Here is a 22,101-nt window from a genome sequence, read left to right on the forward strand (position 1 = left end):
GCATGATTAGTCATTAGAATAGAAATAGTTGTTCGTAATAAGATGAAAAAAATCGGTTAAGAGGATCAATCCATTATTTTTGTACATGGATTTGTCTGTGATCAAACCATGTGATGTTATAACTCTTAATTTGCGCAGCTGTTAATAGACCAAGCTTTTGTAGAAGATATCGTCGCTCGCTACGGTGGTGAAGAATTAGTTATGATTTTACCAGCGAACGAGATAGCTATATTGAACAGAGTGTATTATCTTTGGTTTAGGCATTGAAACGAAGAATCACAGAAGTGACATTGAAAAAAGCAAACGAAGCATTATATGGTCAAAACATTATGGACCAATCAAGTCACTCATTTTCATGAAATAAAGGAATGAGTTTTACTTTTCAGCTAATAATTTTTCGATAGATGGAAGATCTGCTGGTGCAAATGGCAGGTCAAGCAACTGATTACGAGCTACCCATCTTGCTTCAGCATGTTCAAGTATTTCTGGTACGCCTTGTATGATAGAAGCTTTATAAGTTTCTAAGTGAACGAAAAATTGATCGTATTCATGAAAGGTTTCGGCTACTTGTTCACCTACTCGAATCATACAGTTAAATTCCTCAAGGATTTCGCGATAAAGTGCTTGTTTAGGAGTTTCGCCTTGTTCTATTTTCCCACCAGGGAACTCCCAATAGTTTGCAAGTACCATCGTTGGATTTCTTAAAGCACAGAAAATTTCTTGTTGCTCATTTTCGATAATTGCACCGACTACATGGATTGTTTGTTTCATTTATATTCTCCCGTCCTTAATTAAACAAATACTTTCAAATATGTATAAGTATAGCATGTTTATTTCTTATCAGTTGCCTAAGCGCGTCTTTTGATGATTGGAAAAATAACAGTTTTTTCACATGGCTATGAAATTAGCCATTTTCTAAGGTATAATAATGGTCACTATATAGGAAAAAGGCGGTAAGAAGTAGCGATGAAAAGAATCGAATCTACGCAAAATGCGTTAGTGAAATATTGGAAGAAGCTAGCGACAACTAGAAAAGAACGTGAACGATCAGGTGAATTCATAGTAGAGGGCTTTCATCTTGTTGAAGAAGCATTAAAAAATAAAGAGCAAGTATTGCAAATTATTGTACGTGAAGGTATTGATTTACCGATGTTATGGCCGATTGATGATGTCGCTATTGTAGAGGTAACGGCAGTGGTAGCGAAGGAATTTGCTGAAACTGAAACATCACAAGGTGTTTTTGCTGTGTGCAAACAGCCGGTATTAGAGGATGAAGTGATGGCAACTTGGCGCAAAGTCTTATTAATAGATGCTGTCCAAGATCCTGGTAATATCGGTACAATGCTCCGTACAGCAGATGCGGCAGGATTAGATGCCGTTGTTTTAGGGAAGGGTTGTGCCGATATTTACAATCCTAAAACACTACGTGCCGCACAAGGCTCTCATTTCCATATCCCAGTAGTACGTGGAGAATTGGCTGAATGGATCGATTTGCTACAGGAGCAAAGTGTACCTGTATTTGGAACTGCATTGGATGAGGATGCAGTACCATATAGTGATATCAAGCATACGGGTTCATTTGCGATTATTATGGGGAATGAAGGAAGCGGCATTCAGCCACAACTGCTGGCGAAGACTGATCAAAATATGATTATTCCTATTTTTGGACAGGCTGAATCTTTAAATGTGGCAGTAGCAACGGGAATCGTTTTATATGGTTTTGTGAAGTAATTTAAAGATAATTGCGAGATTCAGGCGGTTGTCTCTTGATTTGCTACAGTTTATTCATGTATAATCTAAGCTAAAATTAAGTTTAAATAGTAAATGCTTTGACCGGGAAGTAGTAAAGATTGTGAATGGACGACAGGGAGCGTAAGGCCAGAGATTGAGAGCCAACGCCGTACCAATGCAGTTTTGAATTCAGCCCGCGAGCAGCAACCGGGACCAGCTTGATGCTGTAAAGGTATGCCGGCTTTATCAAGTCGTTATGTCAATGAAGTGATTGTAAGGATAGTTGACCTTGCAATAACTAGGGTGGTACCGCGAATATGTCCTCGTCCCTTTTTAGGGGCGAGTTTTTTTATGTTAAAAAACAGGCATGTATTTTCTAAGGAGGTTTTATCATGGAAGAGCAATTAAAACAATTAGAGCAAGAAGCACTTGCAAAAATTGAAACAGCTGCAAATTTAAAAGAATTGAATGAAGTGCGTGTTGCATATCTAGGAAAAAAAGGACCGATCACTGATTTATTAAAAGGGATGGGGAAATTATCAGCTGAAGAGCGACCAAAAATGGGCGCTTTAGTGAACAATGTTCGTGAAAATGTGACAGCAGTATTGGAGTCAAAAGTTGCTGTACTTGAAGAAGCGGCTATTGCTGAAAAATTGGCAAGTGAGTCGATTGATGTTACTTTACCTGGTCGTGAAATCAAAGTTGGCAATCGTCATCCTTTGACACGTGTCGTTGAAGAAATTGAAGATTTATTTATCGGAATGGGTTATGAAATTGCTGAGGGTCCAGAAGTAGAAAAGGACTACTATAACTTTGAGGCACTGAATTTACCAAAAGGACATCCTGCTCGTGATATGCAAGATTCGTTCTATATTTCCGAGGAAATATTACTTCGTACACATACTTCCCCAGTACAAGCTCGTACAATGGAAGCTAAAAAAGGAGAAGCTATTCGTATCATTTGTCCTGGTAAAGTGTTTCGTCGGGATAATGATGATGCAACACACTCCCATCAATTTATGCAAATTGAAGGTTTAGTCATTGGCGAAAATATTCGTATGAGTGATCTAAAAGGAACACTCGATACATTAGCGAAAAAAATGTTCGGTGCAGACCGAGAAATTCGACTTCGTCCGAGCTTCTTCCCGTTCACTGAGCCTTCAGTAGAAATGGATATTTCTTGTTTCAAATGTGGTGGAGCAGGTTGTAACGTATGTAAAAGCACAGGCTGGATCGAGATTCTAGGTGCAGGTATGGTTCATCCAAATGTCTTAGAAATGGCTGGCTATGATCCGAAAAAAGTTTCTGGTTTTGCATTTGGTATTGGTGCCGAACGTATTGCGATGTTGAAATATGGTGTCGATGATATTCGTCATTTCTATACAAGCGACACTCGTTTCTTATCACAATTCGAGCGAACAGAAGCGTAAGGGGGATAAAACATGTTAGTATCATTAGAATGGTTAAAAGATTATGTTAGTACACAGGACTTGGCACCTGAGCTATTAGCTGAAAAAATTACACGCTCTGGTATCGAAGTAGACGCAGTAATCGATCGAGCTAATGCTATGGATAAAATTGTGGTAGGTTATGTTGTATCAAAAGAAAAACATCCAGAAGCAGATAAATTAAATATTTGCCAAGTAGATGTAGGAGAAGAAGAGCCACAACAAATTATTTGCGGGGCTCCGAATGTAGATGCTGGTCAAAAAGTAATTGTTGCTCGCCCGGGTGCACATTTACCAGGTGGCATTAAAATTAAAAAAGCTAAACTTCGTGGCCATGAATCAAATGGTATGATTTGTTCATTACAAGAGCTTGGGATCGAAGGGAAGCTTGTCCCTAAGGCTTATTCAGAAGGGATCTACGTACTGCCAGCGGATGCAGAAGTAGGTTCAGATGCACTGGCAATTTTAGGCTTACGTGATACAGTACTAGAGTTAGGCCTAACACCGAATCGCTCAGACGCTCTTTCTATGCTAGGTGTAGCTTATGAGGTAGGCGCAATTCTTTCAGAGGAAATTAAATATCCAGAAATTGCGTATCAAGTAGCTAGTGAAAAAGCACAGGATTTCCTGAAGCTTCGTGTGGAAGATTTACAAGCGAACCCAATGTATGTAGCAAAAGTAGTGAAAAACGTAAAAATCGGTGAATCACCAATGTGGCTACAAAATCGCTTAATGGCTGCGGGTGTACGCCCACACAATAATGTCGTAGATGTAACAAACTATGTACTAATGGAATATGGTCAACCTCTGCATGCTTTTGACTATGATAGCCTTGCAACTGGCGAAATCGTCGTTCGTAAAGCAACAGAAGGTGAAAAAATTACAACATTAGATGATCAAGAACGCACATTAAAAGCTTCAGATTTAGTCATTACGAACGGTAAAGAGCCTGTCGCAATTGCGGGTGTAATGGGTGGTGCCAATTCAGAGGTAACGGATTCTACAACGACTGTAGTCATTGAATCAGCTTATTTCGATGGTTTAACAGTGCGCCAAACGTCTCGTCACCTTGGCCTACGTTCAGATGCATCTGCACGTTTTGAAAAAGGGGTAGACCCGAACCGTGTTTTACCTGCTGCTGAACGTGCTGCCGCTTTACTAGCTGAATTAGCAGGTGGTGAAGTATTAGAGGGTACATGTGTAGTAGATGAATTAGAAAAAGCACCAGCACGAGTTGTTGTTTCCCCAGATTTTATTAATGAGCGTTTAGGAATGAAGATCTCTTTAGAAGATATGCTTTCAATTTTAGAGCGTCTAAAATTTGGTGTAGAGGCAGCAAATGGTTTATTAATTATTGATGCTCCAACACGTCGCCAAGACATTAAAATTGAAGAAGATATCGTAGAAGAGATTGCCCGTCTTTATGGGTATGATGAAATCCCTATGACGTTACCAGAGGGTGCAACACAAGTGGGCAATCTAACATCTTACCAAGCAAATCGTCGTGTTGTGCGTCATTTCATGGAGGGTGCAGGGCTTTATCAAGCTGTAACATATTCATTAACATCTGATGCATTATCACAACGCTTTGCCTTGAAAGCCGAGCCAGTAACTCGTTTACTAATGCCAATGAGTGAGGAGCGTTCTACCTTACGTCAAAGTCTTATTCCGCACTTAATTGAAGCGGCTGCGTACAATGTAGCGCGTCAAGCTGAAGGTGTGGCCTTATATGAAATTGGTTCAGTGTTTCTTGGTCAATCAAATGAGGGGCAACCGTATGAGGAAGAGCATGTGGCAGCCGTACTAACTGGTAAATGGTTAGACCATGCTTGGCAAGGCGAGAAAAAAGCGGTAGATTTCTTTGTACTGAAAGGTATTGTAGAGGGCGTAATCGGAAAACTAGGCTTAGAAAATCGCATTTCATTTGTGAAGGCACAAGTAGATGGATTACACCCAGGACGTACAGCTAGCATTTTATTAGATGGCGAACAAGTGGGCATTATTGGAGGACTTCACCCAGCAGAACAAAAAGCATGGGGTGTAAAAGACACATATGTCATGGAAATGAACTTAGTTGCTCTATTACATGCAACGACACAAGAAGCACCACTTGCTTACACACCAGTGCCTCGTTTCCCAGCTATGTCACGTGATATCGCTCTTATTATGGACCGTGACACAACAGCAGGTGAAGTAATCAATGCTATTGATGCAGCAGGCGTGAAATTACTAAAAGACATCCGCGTATTTGACGTTTACGAAGGAGAGAAAATGGAGCCAGGTAAAAAATCTGTTGCCTTCTCACTCACATACTTCGATCCAGAACATACTTTAACAGACGAAGAAGTAGTAGCTGCACATAACAAAGTGTTAATAGCTATTGCGACGATTCCAGGCACAGAAGTACGCTAAAATTATTATCAAAAGACTGTCTTTCGAGGCAGTCTTTTTTGTTTGAAGAATGGTTTAAACACGTCTTTGTAAAAGTCTCGATTTACATTAATACTGTCGAAGGCAATGATTCGCTCAAGGGATGGAAGGTGATCCAAAAGGAGAAGTAACCGCTCCAAATTGAAGTGAAGGTGATCCAAAAGAGGAAGAAACCGCTCCAATTCGAGGAGAAAGTGATCCAAAAGGAGAAGCAACCGCTCCAAATTGAAGTGAAGGTGATCCAAAAGAGGATGAAACCGCTCCAAGGCGAGGAGAAAGTGATCCAAAAGGAGAAGCAACCGCTCCAAATTGAAGTGAAGGTGATCCAAAAGAGGAAGAAACCGCTCCAAGGCGAGGAGAAAGTGATCCAAAAGGAGAAGCAACCGCTCCAAATTGAAGTGAAGGTGATCCAAAAGAGGAAGAAACCGCTCCAAATTGTAGAGAAGGTGATCCAAAAGAGGAAGAAACCGCTCCAAATTGAAGTGAAGGTGATCCAAAAGAGAATGAAACCGCTCCAAGGCGAGGAGCAAGATGGAACAACATGATTGAAAGTAAGTAAAAGATGATCAAGTTTTAAAAACATACTATAGAAACAGTTGGATATTCACATAAATTCATAAAAAATCAAATTTGGAGCCCCAGAGTTGATCAAATAAATAGTTTATCAAATTGTCTAGGCGTGACCATTTTTCCTTGCTATAGTCGTGTAAAAAAGGGCGTGATGTTATGTTTATCAAACCATATGAAGAAGCAAAAATGACATTAGGTCTACGGGCTTTAGCTCGAAGACTTACATCAAAGCATCCCCTATATGATCAAATAACAAGAGAGTTACTACAGGCTGAGGCAGGGGAGCATGGAGAAAAATTTATTATGAAACAACTGGAGAAATTATCTTTTGTAAGGGGTATTCACGTTTTACATAATATTTCTCTTCAACGGCCGTTTCCGATGCAACTAGATATTGTAGTGATAACCAAATATGAGGTAATCATTATTGAAAGTAAAAATATTAAAGGAGAAGTGGAATTAAAAAATCGTCCCGGTCAAATGATTCGTACTCTTGAGACAGGAGAACGGCGTGTATTTCACCATCCTGAAGTACAGCTTGAGGAATATATGTACAATTTAAAAGAATTTTTCAATCAAAATCAAATTGAAGTACCTGTCCATGGTATCATTGTTTTTCCTTTTAACAATGCTCGTATCGAATATGAGGATAGTTTATTTCCAGTGTTGATGGCTAGGGAGGTAACAGGTTATTTACAACAGCGTTCTTTGAAGACAAAAACCATAGATTCTCAGTCTATTAGTGCATTACTTGTGCAGCACCATAAGCCATATGAATTGTTCCCGCTTTGTCGTTACTATGGCATAGAGATAGACGCCATTCAAACAGGGGTGATCTGTCCAGAATGTCAGATTGGACAGATGCAATGGTTAAAGATGAAATGGATTTGCTCAAGTTGCCTTTATAGCAATAAAAAAGCCCATAAATGTGCTCTACAAGATTATGGGATGCTAATAAATAAAGGCATTACTAACAGTCAAGCACAGCATTTTTTACGATTAAACAATCGTCATACAATAAAAAGGATGTTAATGACTAGTTGCTATCGGAAAGAAAGTGCATCGAAACGAAGGGAATATCAAATTCTTCTATGATTAATTGCTTTAATTAGTGCTTGAGGGGGTTCTTTAAGGGGACGAAAATGCTCCTTTATGGTAGAAGATTGATTAAGGAAGGGCCAAAAGCGCTCCAATCAGGTCGCTCCAAGGGGTTGGAAGCGCTCGAACCAGGCAAAAATGCTCAAAAAGGGGCCAAAAGCGCTCCAGTTTGTAAAAAAACGCTCAAAGAGGGTCCCAAAGCGCTCCAATCAGGCAGAAAGCCGCTCGAAAAGGAGGCCGAAGCGCTCCAATCAGGTAAAAAACCGCTCAAAGGAGTGACTAAAGCGCTCGAACCAGGTAGAAACCGCTCAAAAAGGAGGTCAAAGCGCTCCAACCAAGAAAATAGCCGCTCAAAAAGGAGCCAAAAGCGCTCCAACCATGTAAAAAATCTCTCAAAGAGGGTCCCAAAGCGCTCCAATCAGGTAGGAAACCCTCAAAAAAATACCCTAAGCCAGTAGCATGTTTAAAATGACGAAAAGCATTTTCCCGGAATAGAAATCAACATTTACATAACCCTATAATTCCCCGCAAGCCATCTATAAAAGTACTCCACAGTTGTAGGCATTAAATGTTTCCGTTACACCATTTTCCGTGCTTTTTCTGTATTGGCAAAATGCCATTTTGTGATGGAGCGTAGGAAATCCTCGCCTTGATTACGCCAGATTCGTGCTGCTTGCACATCTACTTTGCTGGAGGCTCCTTTCATTAATGGGAGACCGGCTATTTCACTCAAGCGATCCATTTCCTTTAAAAATGCAGCGCGGGCTAGAATAGATGCTGTGGCTACAGCTACATGTAGTTGCTCCGCTTTTGTAGAAAAGAGGACATTTTCTTGTACCAGTTCACGTTCATTTTTTAGGTAATTGTAATAAACTCCGCGTTCAGCAAACTGGTCAATTAAAATAAATTCTGGTTTTTCGGGTGCCATCTTTGTGAGTGTATTTTGTAGAGCCTTGTTGTGCATCATAGCTTTCATTTTCCCTTGTGAATAGCCTTTTGCTTGTAGACTGTTATATTTTTCGTTTCGTAATACAAGAACGCTATGGACACAGGCTGCACGTAAATCGGGTGCGATTTTTCGCATATAATCATCCGTTAGCATTTTTGAATCTTTTACGCCAAGCTCGTTGATAAGTTCGATTTTGGATGTAGGTACATAAACGGCCGCTACGGTGATGGGACCAAAATAATCACCTGTGCCTGTTTCATCAGAGCCTAAGACAGACATTGTCGCGAATTTGTCTGGTAGAATATCCCCCTTTGCCCCAATAGACGAGGAATGTTGAGTAGCTGTTTTTTCAACTGTTCCCCAACGAGCCGCCTCACGTTCAGCACCTCCTCCTTGAAACATTAATTTACCAGATTTATACATAGTAATAGTGGCATCTGGTAGTTTTGCAGCAAAAATAACACCTGGGGCTTTTCGTTCAATAAAATAGGTTGCATAGTAAGCCATTACCTCTTTTTGAATATTTGTTGAAATGGATAACACAATATTTGACATTTAATCGTTCCTTTCTGTCCTCATTGTTCACAATTTTATACCTTTCATGGTATGATAATAAATAGCTTTTTTGTGTGATGGTGCTCGCAAACCGAAAAAATCGCGTGAGCATTCAATTTATAGGAGGGTGCGACTATGGAAAAACAAGAAAAGAATAAAATTTCTGTGGAAATATATGGTCATACGTATAAAATGGTCGGCTCTGAATCCATTGGCCATATGCGACTTGTTGCTTCGATTGTTGATGACCGTATGCGCGAAATGAACGTACATAATCCCTCACTTGATAGCACAAAACTTGCTGTTCTGACAGCAGTAAATACAGTACATGATTATTTACTATTAAAAGAACGAATGGAGCAGTTAGAAGAAGAATTGAAAAAATTAAAGGGTTGAAGAGAATGTTAGATTTAATCATATTAGTGGTACTGTTAGCTGGAATTGGCGTCGGTGCAAAAAGAGGTTTCATTGTACAAATGATGCACATTGTCAGTTTCGTAGTAGCACTGATTGTTGCGTATATTTATTATAAGCCATTAGCACAAAAATTTGTATTTTGGGTTCCATATCCAGGCGTTACTGATACAGGTAGCCTTAGTGTCGTCATTGATAGCCTAGATTTAGACCGTACCTTTTATCGTGTAATCGCCTTTGCTGTTATTTTCTTTGCAGTGAAAATTACGTTGCAAATTGTGGCATCGATATTTGATTTTATTGCGTACTTACCTGTGCTCAATACAGTCAATCGTTGGCTTGGTGCGTTACTTGGCATGATTGAAAACTATTTAATTATGTTTATTTTGCTATACGTGTGCGCCTTATTACCGATTGAGGTTATTCAAAATTTAATGTCGAAATCATTGTTAAGTGGTCTTATGTTGGAGCATACTCCGATTATTACAAAGATGTTCCAAAACTGGTGGTATATTTATATGCAATAGTAAACTATGCACTTCTCTCTGATTTGAGAGAAGTGTTTTTACGATAGGAGGAATTACCAATGAATAAAAAAACAATTATTCGTACACTCGAAAAAATTGCTTTATATATGGAATTACAAGGAGAGAATCCATTCAAGGTATCTGCCTTTCGAAAAGCAGCTGCAGCACTTGAAGGGGACGAGCGTTCGTTAAGTGAAATGGACGATGTAACAAAACTTAAAGGTATTGGTAAGGGGACGGCTGCTGTTATTGAGGACTTGATGGCAACAGGTGAATCAAGTTTATTAAAAGAGTTAGAAGAAATTGTCCCAAAAGGGTTACTGCCATTGTTAAAATTGCCTGGCTTAGGGGGCAAAAAGATTGCGAAACTACATCAAGAACTTGGTATTGATTCAGCAGAGAGCTTAAAAAAGGCGTGTGAAGAAGGAAAAGTTCGTGAATTAGCGGGCTTTGCTGTAAAAACCGAGGAGAAAATTTTAAAGGAACTTGCCAACTTTGCTAATCGTTCTGAACGCTTACCAATATGGCAGCTTGAGCCTGTGGTTTTACAAATTGAGGCGCTTCTAGGTAGTATGAAGGAAGTGGAACGTTTTTCAGTTGCTGGAAGCTTCCGTCGAGCACTAGAAACAAGTAAAGATATTGATTTTATTGTTGTGACAGAAGCGGTTGAGGCTGTACGTGACAATTTATTAAATGGATTGGCCATTCAGGAAGTCGTAGCAGCGGGCGATACTAAAATTTCAGTAATTTTAGATTTAGATGAGCCAGTTAGTGTTGATTTCCGGTTAGTAAAGGATCATGAATATGCAACTGCCCTGCATCATTTTACAGGTTCAAAGGATCATAATGTGCGAATGCGCCAACTTGCAAAAGCACGTGGTGAAAAAATTAGTGAATATGGGGTTGAACAGCAAGATGGTACTATCTTGACGTTTCAAGATGAAGAGGCATTTTTTGCCCATTTTGATCTACCTTGGATTCCACCGAGCCTTCGTACAGGAAAAGGTGAATTTGATCAACCCAACACGATTCCTCAATTAGTTCGACTAGAGGATATTCAAGCAGACTTGCACATGCATACGACATGGTCTGATGGTGCATACTCTGTGGCAGAAATGGGAGAGGCACTACGAGCACGGGGCTATCAATATAGCGTCATTACAGATCATTCTCAATTTCTAAGAGTAGCAAATGGTTTAACACCAGAGCGCTTAGAGAAGCAACGTATCGAAATTGAGGCATTTAATGAGTGCCATCCTGATTTTCACTTGTTTAAGGGGACAGAGATGGATATATTGCCAGATGGATCCCTTGATTTCGATGATGAAGTGTTAAAAGAGCTGGATTTTGTTATTGCCTCTATTCATTCTAGTTTTACTCAATCTCAGGATAAAATCATGGCACGTTTATTGACAGCGATGCAAAATCCGTATGTCCATATGATTGCCCACCCAACTGGTCGAATTATTGCAGATCGTGATGGTTATAATCCTGATATGAAACAGTTAATTGCTTGGGCGAAAGAATATGGTAAAATTTTAGAGTTAAATGCAAATCCGTACCGTCTGGATTTATGTGTAGAACATTTAGAAATGGCTTTAGCAGCAGGTGTTCCTATAGCCATTAATACAGATGCCCATGATATTGCGCATTTACGTTTTATGGATATTGGTGTTCGCTATGCCAATAGAGCATGGCTACCGAAAGATATGATTGTGAATACATGGACGCGTGACCAGTTTGAAGCGTTCATACGACGAAATAAATAGACTGAGGAGGTGTTCTCAGTGATTGCAGAACGCGCATTGAAAACACTAGAATACGATAAAGTACGTCAGCAAGTGGCTTCATACTGTACTTCTTCAATTGGTAAATCTGCGATTGAGGAGCTTGTGCCGCAAACTGATTTTGATAAAGTAGTACAATTACTAGAAGAAATGGATGAAGGTTTATCTATTTTACGAGTTAAGGGCAATGTACCAATGGGAGGGATTTTTGATGTTCGCCCATCTGCAAGACGTGCACAAATAGGAGGCATGCTTGCAGCAATAGAACTAATGGAAATATCCAGTACGATTCGAGCAAGTCGAATTTTACGTAATTTTATTGAAGATATAGAGGCTGATGAAGTGATTGAGATTCCACATTTCATCGCTAAGAAGGAAGCCATGCCTGTCTTAACAGGATTGCAGCATGAAATCAACAATTGTATTGATGACAATGGGGCTGTTGTAGATTCAGCTAGTCAAACATTGCGCTCCATTCGTCAATCTTTACGTGCTGAAGAAGGAAAAGTCCGTTCAAAGCTGGAAAGTTTAATCCGTGGAAGTAATGCAGCGAAAATGCTTTCTGATACACTTGTTACCATTCGTAATGATCGCTTTGTTATTCCGGTGAAACAAGAATATCGTCATCATTATGGTGGTATTGTGCATGATCAATCTTCTTCCGGTCAAACATTATTTATTGAGCCTGACTCTGTCGTACAAGCGAATAATGAAATACATCGTTTAAAAATGAAGGAACAGGTAGAGATTGAGCGAATATTACTAGCATTAAGTGCAATGGTACAAGAAGTAGCATCAGATTTATTTAACCTAGTGAAAGTTTTAGGTGATATCGATGTCATTTTAGCAAAAGGTAAATATGGACAAGCCAATAAATGTACAATGCCTAAAATGAATCAGGATGGCTATATTCGATTAGTGCGTGCACGCCATCCACTTTTACCAATCGATGTGGCTGTACCAAATGATATCGAATTTGGCAAAGAGATTACAGCCATTGTTATTACAGGTCCTAATACGGGCGGTAAAACGGTGACGTTAAAAACGGTGGGCTTATGCACATTAATGGCGCAGGCTGGATTACCAGTGCCAGCATTGGATGGGTCGGAGCTTGCAGTATTTAAGCAACTGTTTGCTGATATAGGTGATGAGCAATCGATTGAGCAATCACTTTCCACGTTCTCTTCTCATATGGTCAATATTGTAGATATTTTAAAGAAATTTGATCATGAATCACTTGTTCTTTTTGATGAGCTAGGAGCAGGTACTGATCCCCAGGAAGGTGCAGCATTAGCTATCTCTATTTTAGATGAAGTGCATGGACGAGGAGCTCGTGTGATGGCAACAACCCACTATCCAGAGCTAAAAGCATATGGCTATAATCGACCAGGTGTTGCCAATGCTAGTGTAGAGTTTGATATTGAAACATTGAGCCCAACCTATCGACTACTTATTGGTGTACCTGGACGTTCTAATGCATTTGAAATATCCAGTCGCCTTGGTCTTCCAGAATCAATAATAGATCGAGCTAAGAGCTTTACAGGGACAGATCGACATGAGGTTGAATCGATGATTGCCTCATTAGAAGAAACACGTCGCCAATCAGAAGATGATGCAGAGCGTTCCCATGCATTGCTGGTAGAATCTGAAACTTTACGTAAAGAGCTTCAAGATAAATTACAAGCCTATGAGGAGCGTAAAGAGGCGCTAGATAAGAAAGCGAAGGAAAAAGCTCGTAAAATTGTTGATGAAGCGAAAAAAGAGGCAGAATCAATTATTGCTGAGCTGAGAGAAATGCGCAAAAATGCTGACCAAGTTGTCAAGGAACATGAATTGATTGAAGCCCGCAAACGCTTGGAGGAAGCAACACCGCTTGATAACAATAAAGTGCTGAAAAAGGCTGCACAAGTTAAAGCCCGTGCACAAAACTTAGTTGTCGGGGACGAGGTAAAGGTGTTAAGCTATGGACAACGAGGTACATTGTTAGAAAAAGTGTCGGATACCGAATGGGTTGTCCAAATGGGGATTTTAAAAATGAAAATCTCGGATAGTGATTTGGAGTATATTAAACCTGAAAAAGAGCCTGTTTTACGAACAGCTGGTGTGAAAAATCGAAATAGCCATGTTAAATTAGAATTGGATTTACGTGGTGAACGCTATGAGGACGCGATTTTGAGAACGGAAAAGTATATTGATGATGCGTTGCTTGCTAATTATGGTCGAGTCTCTATTATTCATGGAGTTGGTACAGGAGCTTTACGTCAAGGTATTCAAAGCTATTTGAAAAAGCATAAACGCGTGAAATCCTTCCGTTTTGGTGAAGCCGGCGAGGGGGGCTTAGGCGTCACAGTTGTAGAATTGAAATAAGCTAAAAAGGGGACGGAGAAAAATGCTGAATTCTGGCTTTTGGCGATATCCAATTATCGAAACGGCAGGATATTTTAGTGTTGTAGTATTATGTTTAGTCGTCTCGATGGCATTGTTCGAAGTCGTTACGAAATATAAGAATTGGGAAGAAATTAAAAAGGGTAATGTCGCTGTGGCACTTGCAACTGGTGGTAAAATACTTGGCATTTGCAATATCTTTCGCTTTTCCATTGCACGCCATAGCACATTGAGTGAAATGATTGGCTGGGGTCTTTTTGGCTTTACACTATTGATTGTAGCGTATTTCTTATTTGAATTTATGACACCTCGTTTTAATGTTGATCAAGAGATTGCCAATGATAATCGCTCAGTAGGTTTTATTTCCTTTACCATTTCTGTCGGTCTATCGTTTGTTATTGGGGCAAGTATTGCATAGGAGTGTCATGACATGGAAAAATTAGCGAAGGTACTAATCATTGTCTGTATCGCATTTTTGGCAGTGGGCGTCTACTATATGATGACTGTATAAAGAACAACGCATTCTCTTAGGAGGGTGCGTTTTTTTGTGAATGAATCTACATAAATTTCTACTAAAAACTATTAATTTTCTCTCAATCATCTAACGGAACATTGAAAAAGATTATTTTTATAATATAGGAATATGCGAGTAGCTATTTAGCAGAAATAATGAAGAATGAATGAGTATTCATAAGGTGTATCCGTACAAACACCAATAAATATCAGTCATATTAATGTTGTAAATTGCATAATAATTAATCGAAAATGCATTTATTTTCTATTTTCTGTTTGAAACTGTATTTCTTTTTCATTATAATAAATATAAGAATTGACAAAGTTTGGGACAAAGGGGAGAGGACGTATGACAGCAAAACCATGGCTAGCAAATTATCCTGAAGAAGTACCATCGTCTTTAACGTTTGAGGAAATTCCAGTGCAAGAGTTTTTGACACGTGCCTATAAAAAGAATCCATCTAAAATTGCGATTCATTTTATGGGGAAGGATTTGACGTACACTGAGCTATATGAGTCTGCTTTAAGATTTGCAAACTATTTACAAGCACTTGGTGTGGAAAAAGGTGATCGAGTGGCTATTATGCTTCCTAATTCGCCACAAAGTGTAATCGCTTACTATGGTGCCATGTATGCAGGTGCTGTTGTCGTTCAAACAAATCCACTTTATACTGAACGTGAGCTTCAATATCAAATGGCTGATTCTGGGGCAAAGGTTATTTTAGTCATGGATATTTTATATCCACGCGTGATGAAAATTATGAAGGAGACGGCTCTCGAAAATGTTATTGTGACAGCTATTAAAGATTATTTACCGTTTCCAAAAAATTTAGTTTATCCTTTTATTCAAAAAAGGCAGTATGGATTTAGTGTCAAGGTTGAGCATAGTGGGCAAAATCACTTGTTTTCAGAAATAATGCGCTCTGCACCAATTAAGGTGATTGAGAATATTTCATTTAATTTTGAAGAAGATCTAGCACTGCTTCAATATACAGGTGGAACAACAGGTTTTCCAAAAGGAGTCATGCTAACACATAAAAATTTAATTGCCAATACGACAATGTGTGATGCATGGATGTATAAATGTGTGCATGGGGAAGAAACCATTATGGGCATTCTACCATTCTTCCACGTCTATGGGATGACGACTGTTATGCTGTTATCGGTATTTACTCAAAATAAAATGGTGCTCCTACCAAAATTTGATGCAGAAACAGCATTAAAAACAATCGATAAACAAAAACCAACGCTGTTCCCTGGTGCCCCAACCTTATACATTGGTTTACTCAATCATCCAGACATTGCAAATTATGATTTATCGTCTATTAAAGCATGCTTAAGTGGTTCTGCTTCATTGCCTATTGAGGTGCAAGAGAAGTTTGAAGCTGTAACTGGTGGCAAACTGGTAGAGGGCTATGGTTTAACAGAAACGTCACCTGTAACACATGCTACGCCAATTTGGGGGAAGCGAGTAATTGGTTCAATTGGTTTACCTTGGCCAAATACAGACGCTGTCATCTTACGTACAGGCGATACAGAGGTGCTACCAGTTGGTGAAGTAGGTGAAATCGCTGTTAAAGGACCACAAGTGATGAAGGGTTACTGGAACCGCCCAGAGGATACTGCAGCAACATTTGTAGATGGCTGGTTTTTAACAGGTGATCTTGGATATATGGATGAACAGGGCTTTTTCTATGTAGTAGACCGTAAAAAAGATATGATTATAGCAGGTGGCTTTAATATTTACCCGCGTGAAGTGGAAGAAGTGTTGTACGAACGCGAAGAAATTCAAGAATGTGTAGTCGCTGGCATACCTGACCCATATCGAGGAGAAACAGTTAAAGCTTATATTGTATTAAAAGAAGGATATTCGATTTCAGAGGACGAATTAAATAAATATTGCCGTCAACATCTAGCGGCATTTAAGGTTCCGCGTTATTATGAATTTAGAGATGAGCTACCAAAAACAGCCGTAGGGAAAATTTTGCGTCGCACTTTGGTAGAAGAAGAAAAAACAAAATTAGCGAATAAAGAAGCGAAATAAATACGTGTGAAAGTATTGACAAGCAATGCTGTAAAATATAATATGAAAATATGAATGAATGACCATTCATATTTTCGTATTTTTTTAGGTTCACACGTCATATGGATCATGTAGACGTGCGCATGTTTTTTAGGTGGTGATATAAAAGTGAAACGAGATAAGCCGAAATATAAGCAAATTATTGATGCAGCTGTCATCGTTATTGCGGAAAATGGGTATCACCAAGCGCAAGTATCGAAAATCGCCAAACAGGCAGGGGTGGCCGATGGAACAATCTATTTATATTTTAAAAATAAAGAAGATATATTAATTTCTGTCTTTAATGAAAAAATGGCTGTTTTTGTAGAGTCATTACAAGATATAATAGAAAATGGAAGTACGTCAAAAGACAAACTTTCACGAATGATTGAAAATCATTTTAATGTTCTAGCGACAGATCGATACCTAGCAACCGTCACACAATTAGAGCTACGCCAATCTAACAAAGACTTACGATTAAAAATTAATTCGGTACTACGTGAGTATTTACACTTACTCGATCAGATTTTAATCGAAGGTATGCTTTCAGGTGAGTTCAATCAAACGATGGATGTACGCTTGGCACGACAAATGGTTTTTGGAACAATTGATGAAACTATTACGTCGTGGGTTATGAATGACTATCGATATGATTTAATGGAACAGGTTCCAAAGGTTCAGGCATTAATCCTGAACGGCATTAAAGCTTAAAAGGATGTGGAGAAATGGAATTTCTAAGTTGGAAAGTAGAAGATGGGGTAGCAATGATTACAATTGCACGTCCACCAGCAAACGCTTTATCTCGCGGTATTATTGCAGAAGTTAACGCTGTTCTAGATGCTTTAGAACACGATGATGCTGTAAGAGTCCTTGTACTTCATGGTGAAGGCCGTTTCTTCTCTGCGGGAGCAGACATTAAAGAATTTACTGGGGTAGAATCTGGGGAAGAATTTACGAAGTTAGCTAGCAATGGACAGCAAGTATTTGAGCGTGTTGAATCATTCTCTAAGCCTGTGATTGCGGCCATCCATGGTGCAGCATTAGGTGGCGGACTTGAGTTAGCAATGAGCTGTCATATGCGATTCGTCACTGAATCTGCAAAGCTAGGTTTACCTGAATTACAATTAGGTCTTATTCCTGGATTTGGCGGTACTCAACGCTTGCCACGCTATGTGGGGGTAGCAAAGGCCGCGGAGATGATGTTTACAAGCGAGCCAATTTCAGGTACAGAAGCTGTTCAATGGGGCTTAGCAAACCGTGCATTCTCAGACGAAACGCTACTAGATGAAACGTTAAAGATTGCTAAGAATATTGCTAAGAAAAGCCCAATAGCTTTAAAGGCAGCTATTCAAACATTGCAATTTGCAAAGCATGCATCGTTCTATGAAGGCATTGAAGCAGAAGCGAAATCCTTTGGAACAGTATTCGTGACAGAGGATGCAAAAGAAGGAATTCAAGCATTCATTGAAAAGCGTGAGCCTGTGTTTACTGGTAAATAATTTTCCAAATGTCGATAGCACAAAGATGTTATCGGCGTTATCGAAACTGAAAATATATAATATTTATAAGTTTACTTAGAATTATAAAAACGTTCCAGGAGGTATGGATATATGAATATTTTTGCATTAATTAAACGTACGTTTGATACAGAAGAAAAAATCGTTGTGTCGGGTGGCAAAATCCAAGAGGATGGCGCGGAATTCATTATCAACCCTTATGATGAATATGCCATTGAAGAGGCAATTCAAGTGCGTGATGCTGCTGGTGGCAAAGTAACAGTTGTCACTATTGGTGGCGAAGATGCAGAGAAGCAATTACGTACAGCGCTTGCTATGGGAGCTGACGAAGCCGTATTAATTAATACTGAAGATGATTTAGATGAATTAGACCAAAATGCTGCTGCTTATCTCTTAGCTGAATACTTAAAAGATAAAGATGCGGATTTAATTTTAACTGGAAATGTTGCAATTGATGGTGGTTCTGGTCAAGTTGGTCCACGCGTTGCAGATTTACTGGATATTAATTATGTAACGACGATTACAAAACTAGAAATTGACGGAACATCTGCGAAAATTGTTCGTGATATCGAAGGAGATTCAGAAGTCATTGAAACTTCTTTACCATTATTAGTAACAGCTCAGCAAGGTTTAAATGAGCCACGTTATCCATCATTACCAGGTATTATGAAAGCGAAAAAGAAACCGCTTGCAGAACTTGAGTTAGATGATTTAGATATCGATGAAGATGATGTAGAAGTGAAGATTGAAACAGTAGACATCTTCTTACCAGCTCAAAAGGCAGCTGGCCGCGTTCTTGAAGGTGACCTTTCTGCACAAGTAAAAGAACTGGTAAATCTACTTCACACAGAAGCAAAAGTTGTTTAATTATTTGATGATGTTAATCGAATCTTAAAGGGTAACGGAGGGAATATTCTATGTCAAAAAAAGTATTAGTGTTAAGTGAAGTTCGTGAAGGAAGCTTACGTAATGTTTCTTTTGAAGCAATTGCAGCTGCAAAACAAATCGCAGATGGTGGCGAGGTTGTTGGAGTACTTTTAGGGGATGCTGTAGCAGGTTTAACAGGTCCATTATTTGAATATGGTGCTGACCGTGTGGTAACAGTGGAACACCCACATTTAAAGCAATATACATCTGATGGTTATAGTCAGGCATTATTAGCTGTTATTGAGCAAGAAAAACCAGCTGGCATTGTCTTCGGGCATACAGCAAATGGTAAAGATTTATCTCCAAAAATCGCTAGTAAATTACAAGCAGGTCTAGTATCCGATGTCACTTCTATTGAGGGTGCCGGTGATGATGTTCTATTCATCCGACCAATTTACTCTGGTAAGGCTTTTGAAAAAGTGAAAGTTAAAGAGGGCGTTGTTTTAGCTTCCATTCGTCCAAATAATATTACACCATTAGAAAAAGTCGAAGGAAAAACAGGCGATGTTTCTGCTATCACTGTAGATATTACAAACCTACGCACAATAATTAAAGAAGTAGTTCGTAAATCTTCAGAAGGTGTAGATCTTTCAGAAGCGAAAGTTGTTGTTGCAGGTGGTCGTGGTGTGAAGTCTGAAGAAGGTTTCGAGCCATTAAAAGAGCTAGCAGATTTACTAGGCGGTGCAGTTGGAGCATCACGTGGTGCATGTGACGCTGAGTACTGTGACTATTCACTTCAAATCGGTCAAACAGGGAAGGTAGTTACACCTGACCTTTATATTGCGGCGGGTATTTCTGGTGCCATTCAACATTTAGCAGGAATGTCAAATTCTAAAGTAATTGTTGCCATCAATAAAGATCCAGAAGCAAATATTTTCAAAGTAGCGGATTACGGTATCGTTGGTGATTTGTTTGAAGTTATTCCGCTTCTAATTGAAGAATTTAAAGCATTAAAAGTGAACGCATAAAGTGTTAAGCAGGGAGGGAAGATCCTTCCTGCTTTTTATAATGGGCGAAAGAAATAATTAGTGTTTGAAAATTATTGCAAAATAAAATATTGACATAATTAACGATAGCTATTATAGTGGTTGATACATTAATGATTTGAAACGCAAAGATTAGGAGTAGTAAAAGCTCATTATTCGGTGAAGAGAGCTGCGGGATGGTGCAACGCAGTCCAATAAGGCTTTGAACTTGCCTAGGAGTGGTAAGATAGATAGAATTATCTGATTATTCTATTTGTTTGACGATTAACCTTCGTTACAAGGTTTTAAGCTGGGTTCTATAAAGAACCAATTAGAGTGGTACCGCGGTTTGCTAAATGGCATATCGTCTCTTCTTTTATGAAAGAAGAGACGATATGCTTTTTTGATTTTTAGGAGGTAAGAAAGTGGAAAAAAACAGTCAACAATTAACAAGAACAATGACCTCACGTCACATCACAATGATGGCTCTAGGTGGGGCAATTGGGGCAGGGTTATTCAAAGGTAGTAGTGCTGCTATCGATATGGCAGGGCCGTCAGTGCTCATTGCGTATTTATTAGGGGGCATCATTTTATTATTTGTTATGCAAGGCCTCGCAGAAATGGCCGTTCGAAATAAAGAAGCCAGAACGTTTAGAGATTTAGTTCAATCGGTGTTAGGAAAATACCCAGCTTATTTCCTCGATTGGATCTATTGGAAAATGTGGGTTTTAAATATTGCAGCGGAGTCTGTCGTTGCGGCAATTTTTATTCAATATTGGTTGCCAGAATACCCCATCTGGATACTTGCCTTGTCAGTTTCAGTTTTAGTGACAGCCATTAATTTATTGTCCGTAAAAATATTTGCTGAAACCGAATACTGGCTAGCCTTAATTAAAATAACGGTTATTATTGTGTTCATTATTGCGGGACTTATCTTATTACTAGTTTCGTTTGGACATCATACAGCTGTAGGTTTTTCTAATTTAACGGAGCACGGAGGGTTTTTCCCTAATGGTTCAATGGGTTTAATTGCTGCCATGTTGGTGGTTATTTATTCTTATGGGGGAACCGAAATCATTGGGATTACATTAGCAGAAACGAAAAATCCAGAAAAAGTTGTACCAAAAGCTGTTCGCAGTACACTAGTACGTATTGTTACGTTCTATCTGCTACCTTTCTTTATTATTGTCAGCTTAATACCTTGGAATAATGTAAACGGGGTACCTGAAAGTCCATTTGTAATGGTATTTAAAATGATCGGCATTCCTGGTGCAGATCATATTATGAACGCTGTCGTTTTACTTGCCATTATTTCCTCCATGAATTCAGGACTCTATGGTTCATCTCGTGTGCTGTATACCCAAGCTGTAGACGGGCGTGTACCTAAAATCTTTGGCTATTTATCTAAACGTAAAGTGCCAGTATATGCTATTTTAATGTGTACAGTGGCCATGTATTTAGGTGTAATCTTATCTCTATATGCTGGGAGCAAGACCTTTGATTTCTTAATGGGATCTCTTGGTTATACGGTGTTATTCATTTGGTTAATTATTGCGATTGCCCATTTGAAATCACGAAAAAAACAAGCGGAAAATACAAGTGCCTATGAAGTGAAATGGTTCCCTTATACAACATGGATCGCTATAATTGCGTTAAGTGCCATTTTAATTGGGATTATTTTCATAACTTCCATCATCATCACAGGCATTACGTTAGGCATTTATCTCTTTATTACATTATCCTATGTATTGAAAGGCCGTTATCAAGAAAATGAATAGTCAATCTTACGTTTTTCGACATCGTTTTTCATAAAAAATACATTGTAGGCAGATTGTTCGCTCAAGTGAATTTATCCATGCTATACTACAATCATAGTAAGCTTAAGGAGGATTTCAAATGGCAATTGTACATGCAACGGATGCTACGTTCCAAAACGATATTAAAGAAGGGTTAGTACTAGTAGACTTTTGGGCTGCTTGGTGTGGACCTTGTAAAATGATTGGGCCAGTTCTTGAAGAAATGGACGCTGCTGGTAGTGCAGCTAAAATTGTAAAAGTTGACGTAGACAATAACCAAGGTACTGCAGCTGAGTATCAAATTATGTCTATCCCATCTTTACTATTATTTAAAGATGGAGAATTAGTTGACAAAACTGTAGGCTTCCAACCTAAAGAAGCTTTAGAAGCATTTATCGCAAAACATGCGTAATAAATGAAGTTTATA

The 22,101-nt window shown here is 39.0% G+C and carries 19 protein-coding genes, 1 pseudogene and 1 other annotated feature; of the genes and pseudogenes, 18 read left to right on the forward strand and 2 right to left on the reverse strand.

The window, feature by feature from the left end:
• Window positions 1-47: 47 nt before the first annotated feature.
• A pseudogene (locus SJW71_RS06915) lies at window positions 48-101 on the forward strand (hypothetical protein); the annotation flags it as partial.
• Window positions 102-375: 274 nt separating this feature from the next.
• Here SJW71_RS06915 and SJW71_RS06920 read toward each other — a convergent pair.
• Complete coding sequence (locus SJW71_RS06920) at window positions 376-771, reverse strand: (deoxy)nucleoside triphosphate pyrophosphohydrolase (protein ID WP_322606049.1); 396 nt, start codon at window positions 769-771, stop codon at window positions 376-378.
• Between the two features lie 195 nt (window positions 772-966).
• On the opposite strand from SJW71_RS06920, the gene SJW71_RS06925 reads away from it, so the two are divergent.
• The 5 genes from SJW71_RS06925 to SJW71_RS06945 all read left to right on the forward strand — a co-directional run bounded on the left by SJW71_RS06925 (window position 967) and on the right by SJW71_RS06945 (window position 7,274).
• Window positions 967-1,731, forward strand: coding sequence for a TrmH family RNA methyltransferase (locus tag SJW71_RS06925; protein WP_407133996.1), 765 nt, complete (start codon window positions 967-969; stop codon window positions 1,729-1,731).
• A 392-nt stretch (window positions 1,732-2,123) separates the two neighbouring features.
• Window positions 2,124-3,161: a phenylalanine--tRNA ligase subunit alpha gene (pheS, locus tag SJW71_RS06930; RefSeq protein WP_274794035.1), complete on the forward strand. Its 1,038-nt coding sequence runs from the start codon at window positions 2,124-2,126 to the stop codon at window positions 3,159-3,161.
• Between the two features lie 12 nt (window positions 3,162-3,173).
• The gene (gene pheT, locus SJW71_RS06935; protein WP_431811887.1) at window positions 3,174-5,591 is read left to right on the forward strand and encodes a phenylalanine--tRNA ligase subunit beta; all 2,418 of its coding nucleotides are present in this window, start codon (window positions 3,174-3,176) and stop codon (window positions 5,589-5,591) included.
• A gap of 212 nt (window positions 5,592-5,803) precedes the next feature.
• Window positions 5,804-6,154, forward strand: a complete 351-nt coding sequence (locus SJW71_RS06940; protein ID WP_431811888.1) for a hypothetical protein — start codon at window positions 5,804-5,806, stop codon at window positions 6,152-6,154.
• A 181-nt stretch (window positions 6,155-6,335) separates the two neighbouring features.
• Window positions 6,336-7,274, forward strand: a complete 939-nt coding sequence (locus SJW71_RS06945) for a nuclease-related domain-containing protein (RefSeq protein ID WP_431811889.1) — start codon at window positions 6,336-6,338, stop codon at window positions 7,272-7,274.
• Window positions 7,275-7,854: 580 nt separating this feature from the next.
• On the opposite strand, the gene rnhC is transcribed toward SJW71_RS06945, so the two are convergent.
• Complete coding sequence (rnhC, locus tag SJW71_RS06950) at window positions 7,855-8,781, reverse strand: ribonuclease HIII (RefSeq protein ID WP_312507431.1); 927 nt, start codon at window positions 8,779-8,781, stop codon at window positions 7,855-7,857.
• A 135-nt stretch (window positions 8,782-8,916) separates the two neighbouring features.
• Here rnhC and zapA point away from each other — a divergent pair, with 135 nt between their 5' ends.
• The 12 genes from zapA to trxA all read left to right on the forward strand — a co-directional run bounded on the left by zapA (window position 8,917) and on the right by trxA (window position 22,086).
• Complete coding sequence (zapA, locus tag SJW71_RS06955; protein WP_016991554.1) at window positions 8,917-9,177, forward strand: cell division protein ZapA; 261 nt, start codon at window positions 8,917-8,919, stop codon at window positions 9,175-9,177.
• Window positions 9,178-9,182: 5 nt separating this feature from the next.
• Window positions 9,183-9,722 (forward strand): CvpA family protein, encoded by a 540-nt coding sequence (locus tag SJW71_RS06960; protein WP_274794029.1) that lies wholly within the window; start codon window positions 9,183-9,185, stop codon window positions 9,720-9,722.
• 59 nt (window positions 9,723-9,781) lie between these two features.
• On the forward strand, window positions 9,782-11,491 hold the full coding sequence (gene polX / locus SJW71_RS06965; RefSeq protein WP_274794027.1) for a DNA polymerase/3'-5' exonuclease PolX: 1,710 nt from the start codon (window positions 9,782-9,784) through the stop codon (window positions 11,489-11,491).
• Between the two features lie 18 nt (window positions 11,492-11,509).
• On the forward strand, window positions 11,510-13,876 hold the full coding sequence (locus tag SJW71_RS06970; RefSeq protein ID WP_312507432.1) for an endonuclease MutS2: 2,367 nt from the start codon (window positions 11,510-11,512) through the stop codon (window positions 13,874-13,876).
• 22 nt (window positions 13,877-13,898) lie between these two features.
• Window positions 13,899-14,312, forward strand: coding sequence for a DUF350 domain-containing protein (locus SJW71_RS06975; RefSeq protein WP_008179180.1), 414 nt, complete (start codon window positions 13,899-13,901; stop codon window positions 14,310-14,312).
• A 444-nt stretch (window positions 14,313-14,756) separates the two neighbouring features.
• Window positions 14,757-16,451 carry an AMP-binding protein gene (locus SJW71_RS06980; RefSeq protein WP_274794025.1) on the forward strand — a complete coding sequence of 565 codons (1,695 nt, stop codon included), beginning with the start codon at window positions 14,757-14,759 and terminating at the stop codon, window positions 16,449-16,451.
• Between the two features lie 147 nt (window positions 16,452-16,598).
• Window positions 16,599-17,180: a TetR/AcrR family transcriptional regulator gene (locus tag SJW71_RS06985; protein ID WP_274794024.1), complete on the forward strand. Its 582-nt coding sequence runs from the start codon at window positions 16,599-16,601 to the stop codon at window positions 17,178-17,180.
• A gap of 14 nt (window positions 17,181-17,194) precedes the next feature.
• Complete coding sequence (locus SJW71_RS06990) at window positions 17,195-17,968, forward strand: enoyl-CoA hydratase (RefSeq protein ID WP_274794023.1); 774 nt, start codon at window positions 17,195-17,197, stop codon at window positions 17,966-17,968.
• Window positions 17,969-18,079: 111 nt separating this feature from the next.
• Window positions 18,080-18,853, forward strand: a complete 774-nt coding sequence (locus tag SJW71_RS06995; protein ID WP_274794022.1) for an electron transfer flavoprotein subunit beta/FixA family protein — start codon at window positions 18,080-18,082, stop codon at window positions 18,851-18,853.
• Between the two features lie 50 nt (window positions 18,854-18,903).
• Window positions 18,904-19,881 (forward strand): electron transfer flavoprotein subunit alpha/FixB family protein, encoded by a 978-nt coding sequence (locus SJW71_RS07000; protein WP_274794021.1) that lies wholly within the window; start codon window positions 18,904-18,906, stop codon window positions 19,879-19,881.
• A 137-nt stretch (window positions 19,882-20,018) separates the two neighbouring features.
• Window positions 20,019-20,253: a binding site (T-box leader), on the forward strand.
• A gap of 83 nt (window positions 20,254-20,336) precedes the next feature.
• Window positions 20,337-21,656, forward strand: coding sequence for an amino acid permease (locus SJW71_RS07005; RefSeq protein ID WP_431812195.1), 1,320 nt, complete (start codon window positions 20,337-20,339; stop codon window positions 21,654-21,656).
• 118 nt (window positions 21,657-21,774) lie between these two features.
• Complete coding sequence (trxA, locus tag SJW71_RS07010; protein ID WP_274794019.1) at window positions 21,775-22,086, forward strand: thioredoxin; 312 nt, start codon at window positions 21,775-21,777, stop codon at window positions 22,084-22,086.
• Window positions 22,087-22,101 lie beyond the last annotated feature (15 nt).

Source organism: Lysinibacillus sp. FW12 (assembly GCF_050817245.1).
Taxonomy (GTDB): domain Bacteria; phylum Bacillota; class Bacilli; order Bacillales_A; family Planococcaceae; genus Lysinibacillus; species Lysinibacillus irui.

Excerpts from the sequence above, each read along its gene's own strand:
- SJW71_RS06920 (WP_322606049.1), bottom strand. The coding sequence starts at position 771 with ATGAAACAAACAATCCATGTAGTCGGTGCAATTATCGAAAATGAGCAA.
- SJW71_RS06925 (WP_407133996.1), top strand. The coding sequence starts at position 967 with ATGAAAAGAATCGAATCTACGCAAAATGCGTTAGTGAAATATTGGAAG.
- pheS (WP_274794035.1), top strand. The coding sequence starts at position 2,124 with ATGGAAGAGCAATTAAAACAATTAGAGCAAGAAGCACTTGCAAAAATT.
- pheT (WP_431811887.1), top strand. The coding sequence starts at position 3,174 with ATGTTAGTATCATTAGAATGGTTAAAAGATTATGTTAGTACACAGGAC.
- SJW71_RS06945 (WP_431811889.1), top strand. The coding sequence starts at position 6,336 with ATGTTTATCAAACCATATGAAGAAGCAAAAATGACATTAGGTCTACGG.
- rnhC (WP_312507431.1), bottom strand. The coding sequence starts at position 8,781 with ATGTCAAATATTGTGTTATCCATTTCAACAAATATTCAAAAAGAGGTA.
- zapA (WP_016991554.1), top strand. The coding sequence starts at position 8,917 with ATGGAAAAACAAGAAAAGAATAAAATTTCTGTGGAAATATATGGTCAT.
- SJW71_RS06960 (WP_274794029.1), top strand. The coding sequence starts at position 9,183 with ATGTTAGATTTAATCATATTAGTGGTACTGTTAGCTGGAATTGGCGTC.
- polX (WP_274794027.1), top strand. The coding sequence starts at position 9,782 with ATGAATAAAAAAACAATTATTCGTACACTCGAAAAAATTGCTTTATAT.
- SJW71_RS06975 (WP_008179180.1), top strand. The coding sequence starts at position 13,899 with ATGCTGAATTCTGGCTTTTGGCGATATCCAATTATCGAAACGGCAGGA.
- SJW71_RS06980 (WP_274794025.1), top strand. The coding sequence starts at position 14,757 with ATGACAGCAAAACCATGGCTAGCAAATTATCCTGAAGAAGTACCATCG.
- SJW71_RS06990 (WP_274794023.1), top strand. The coding sequence starts at position 17,195 with ATGGAATTTCTAAGTTGGAAAGTAGAAGATGGGGTAGCAATGATTACA.
- SJW71_RS06995 (WP_274794022.1), top strand. The coding sequence starts at position 18,080 with ATGAATATTTTTGCATTAATTAAACGTACGTTTGATACAGAAGAAAAA.
- SJW71_RS07000 (WP_274794021.1), top strand. The coding sequence starts at position 18,904 with ATGTCAAAAAAAGTATTAGTGTTAAGTGAAGTTCGTGAAGGAAGCTTA.
- SJW71_RS07005 (WP_431812195.1), top strand. The coding sequence starts at position 20,337 with ATGACCTCACGTCACATCACAATGATGGCTCTAGGTGGGGCAATTGGG.
- trxA (WP_274794019.1), top strand. The coding sequence starts at position 21,775 with ATGGCAATTGTACATGCAACGGATGCTACGTTCCAAAACGATATTAAA.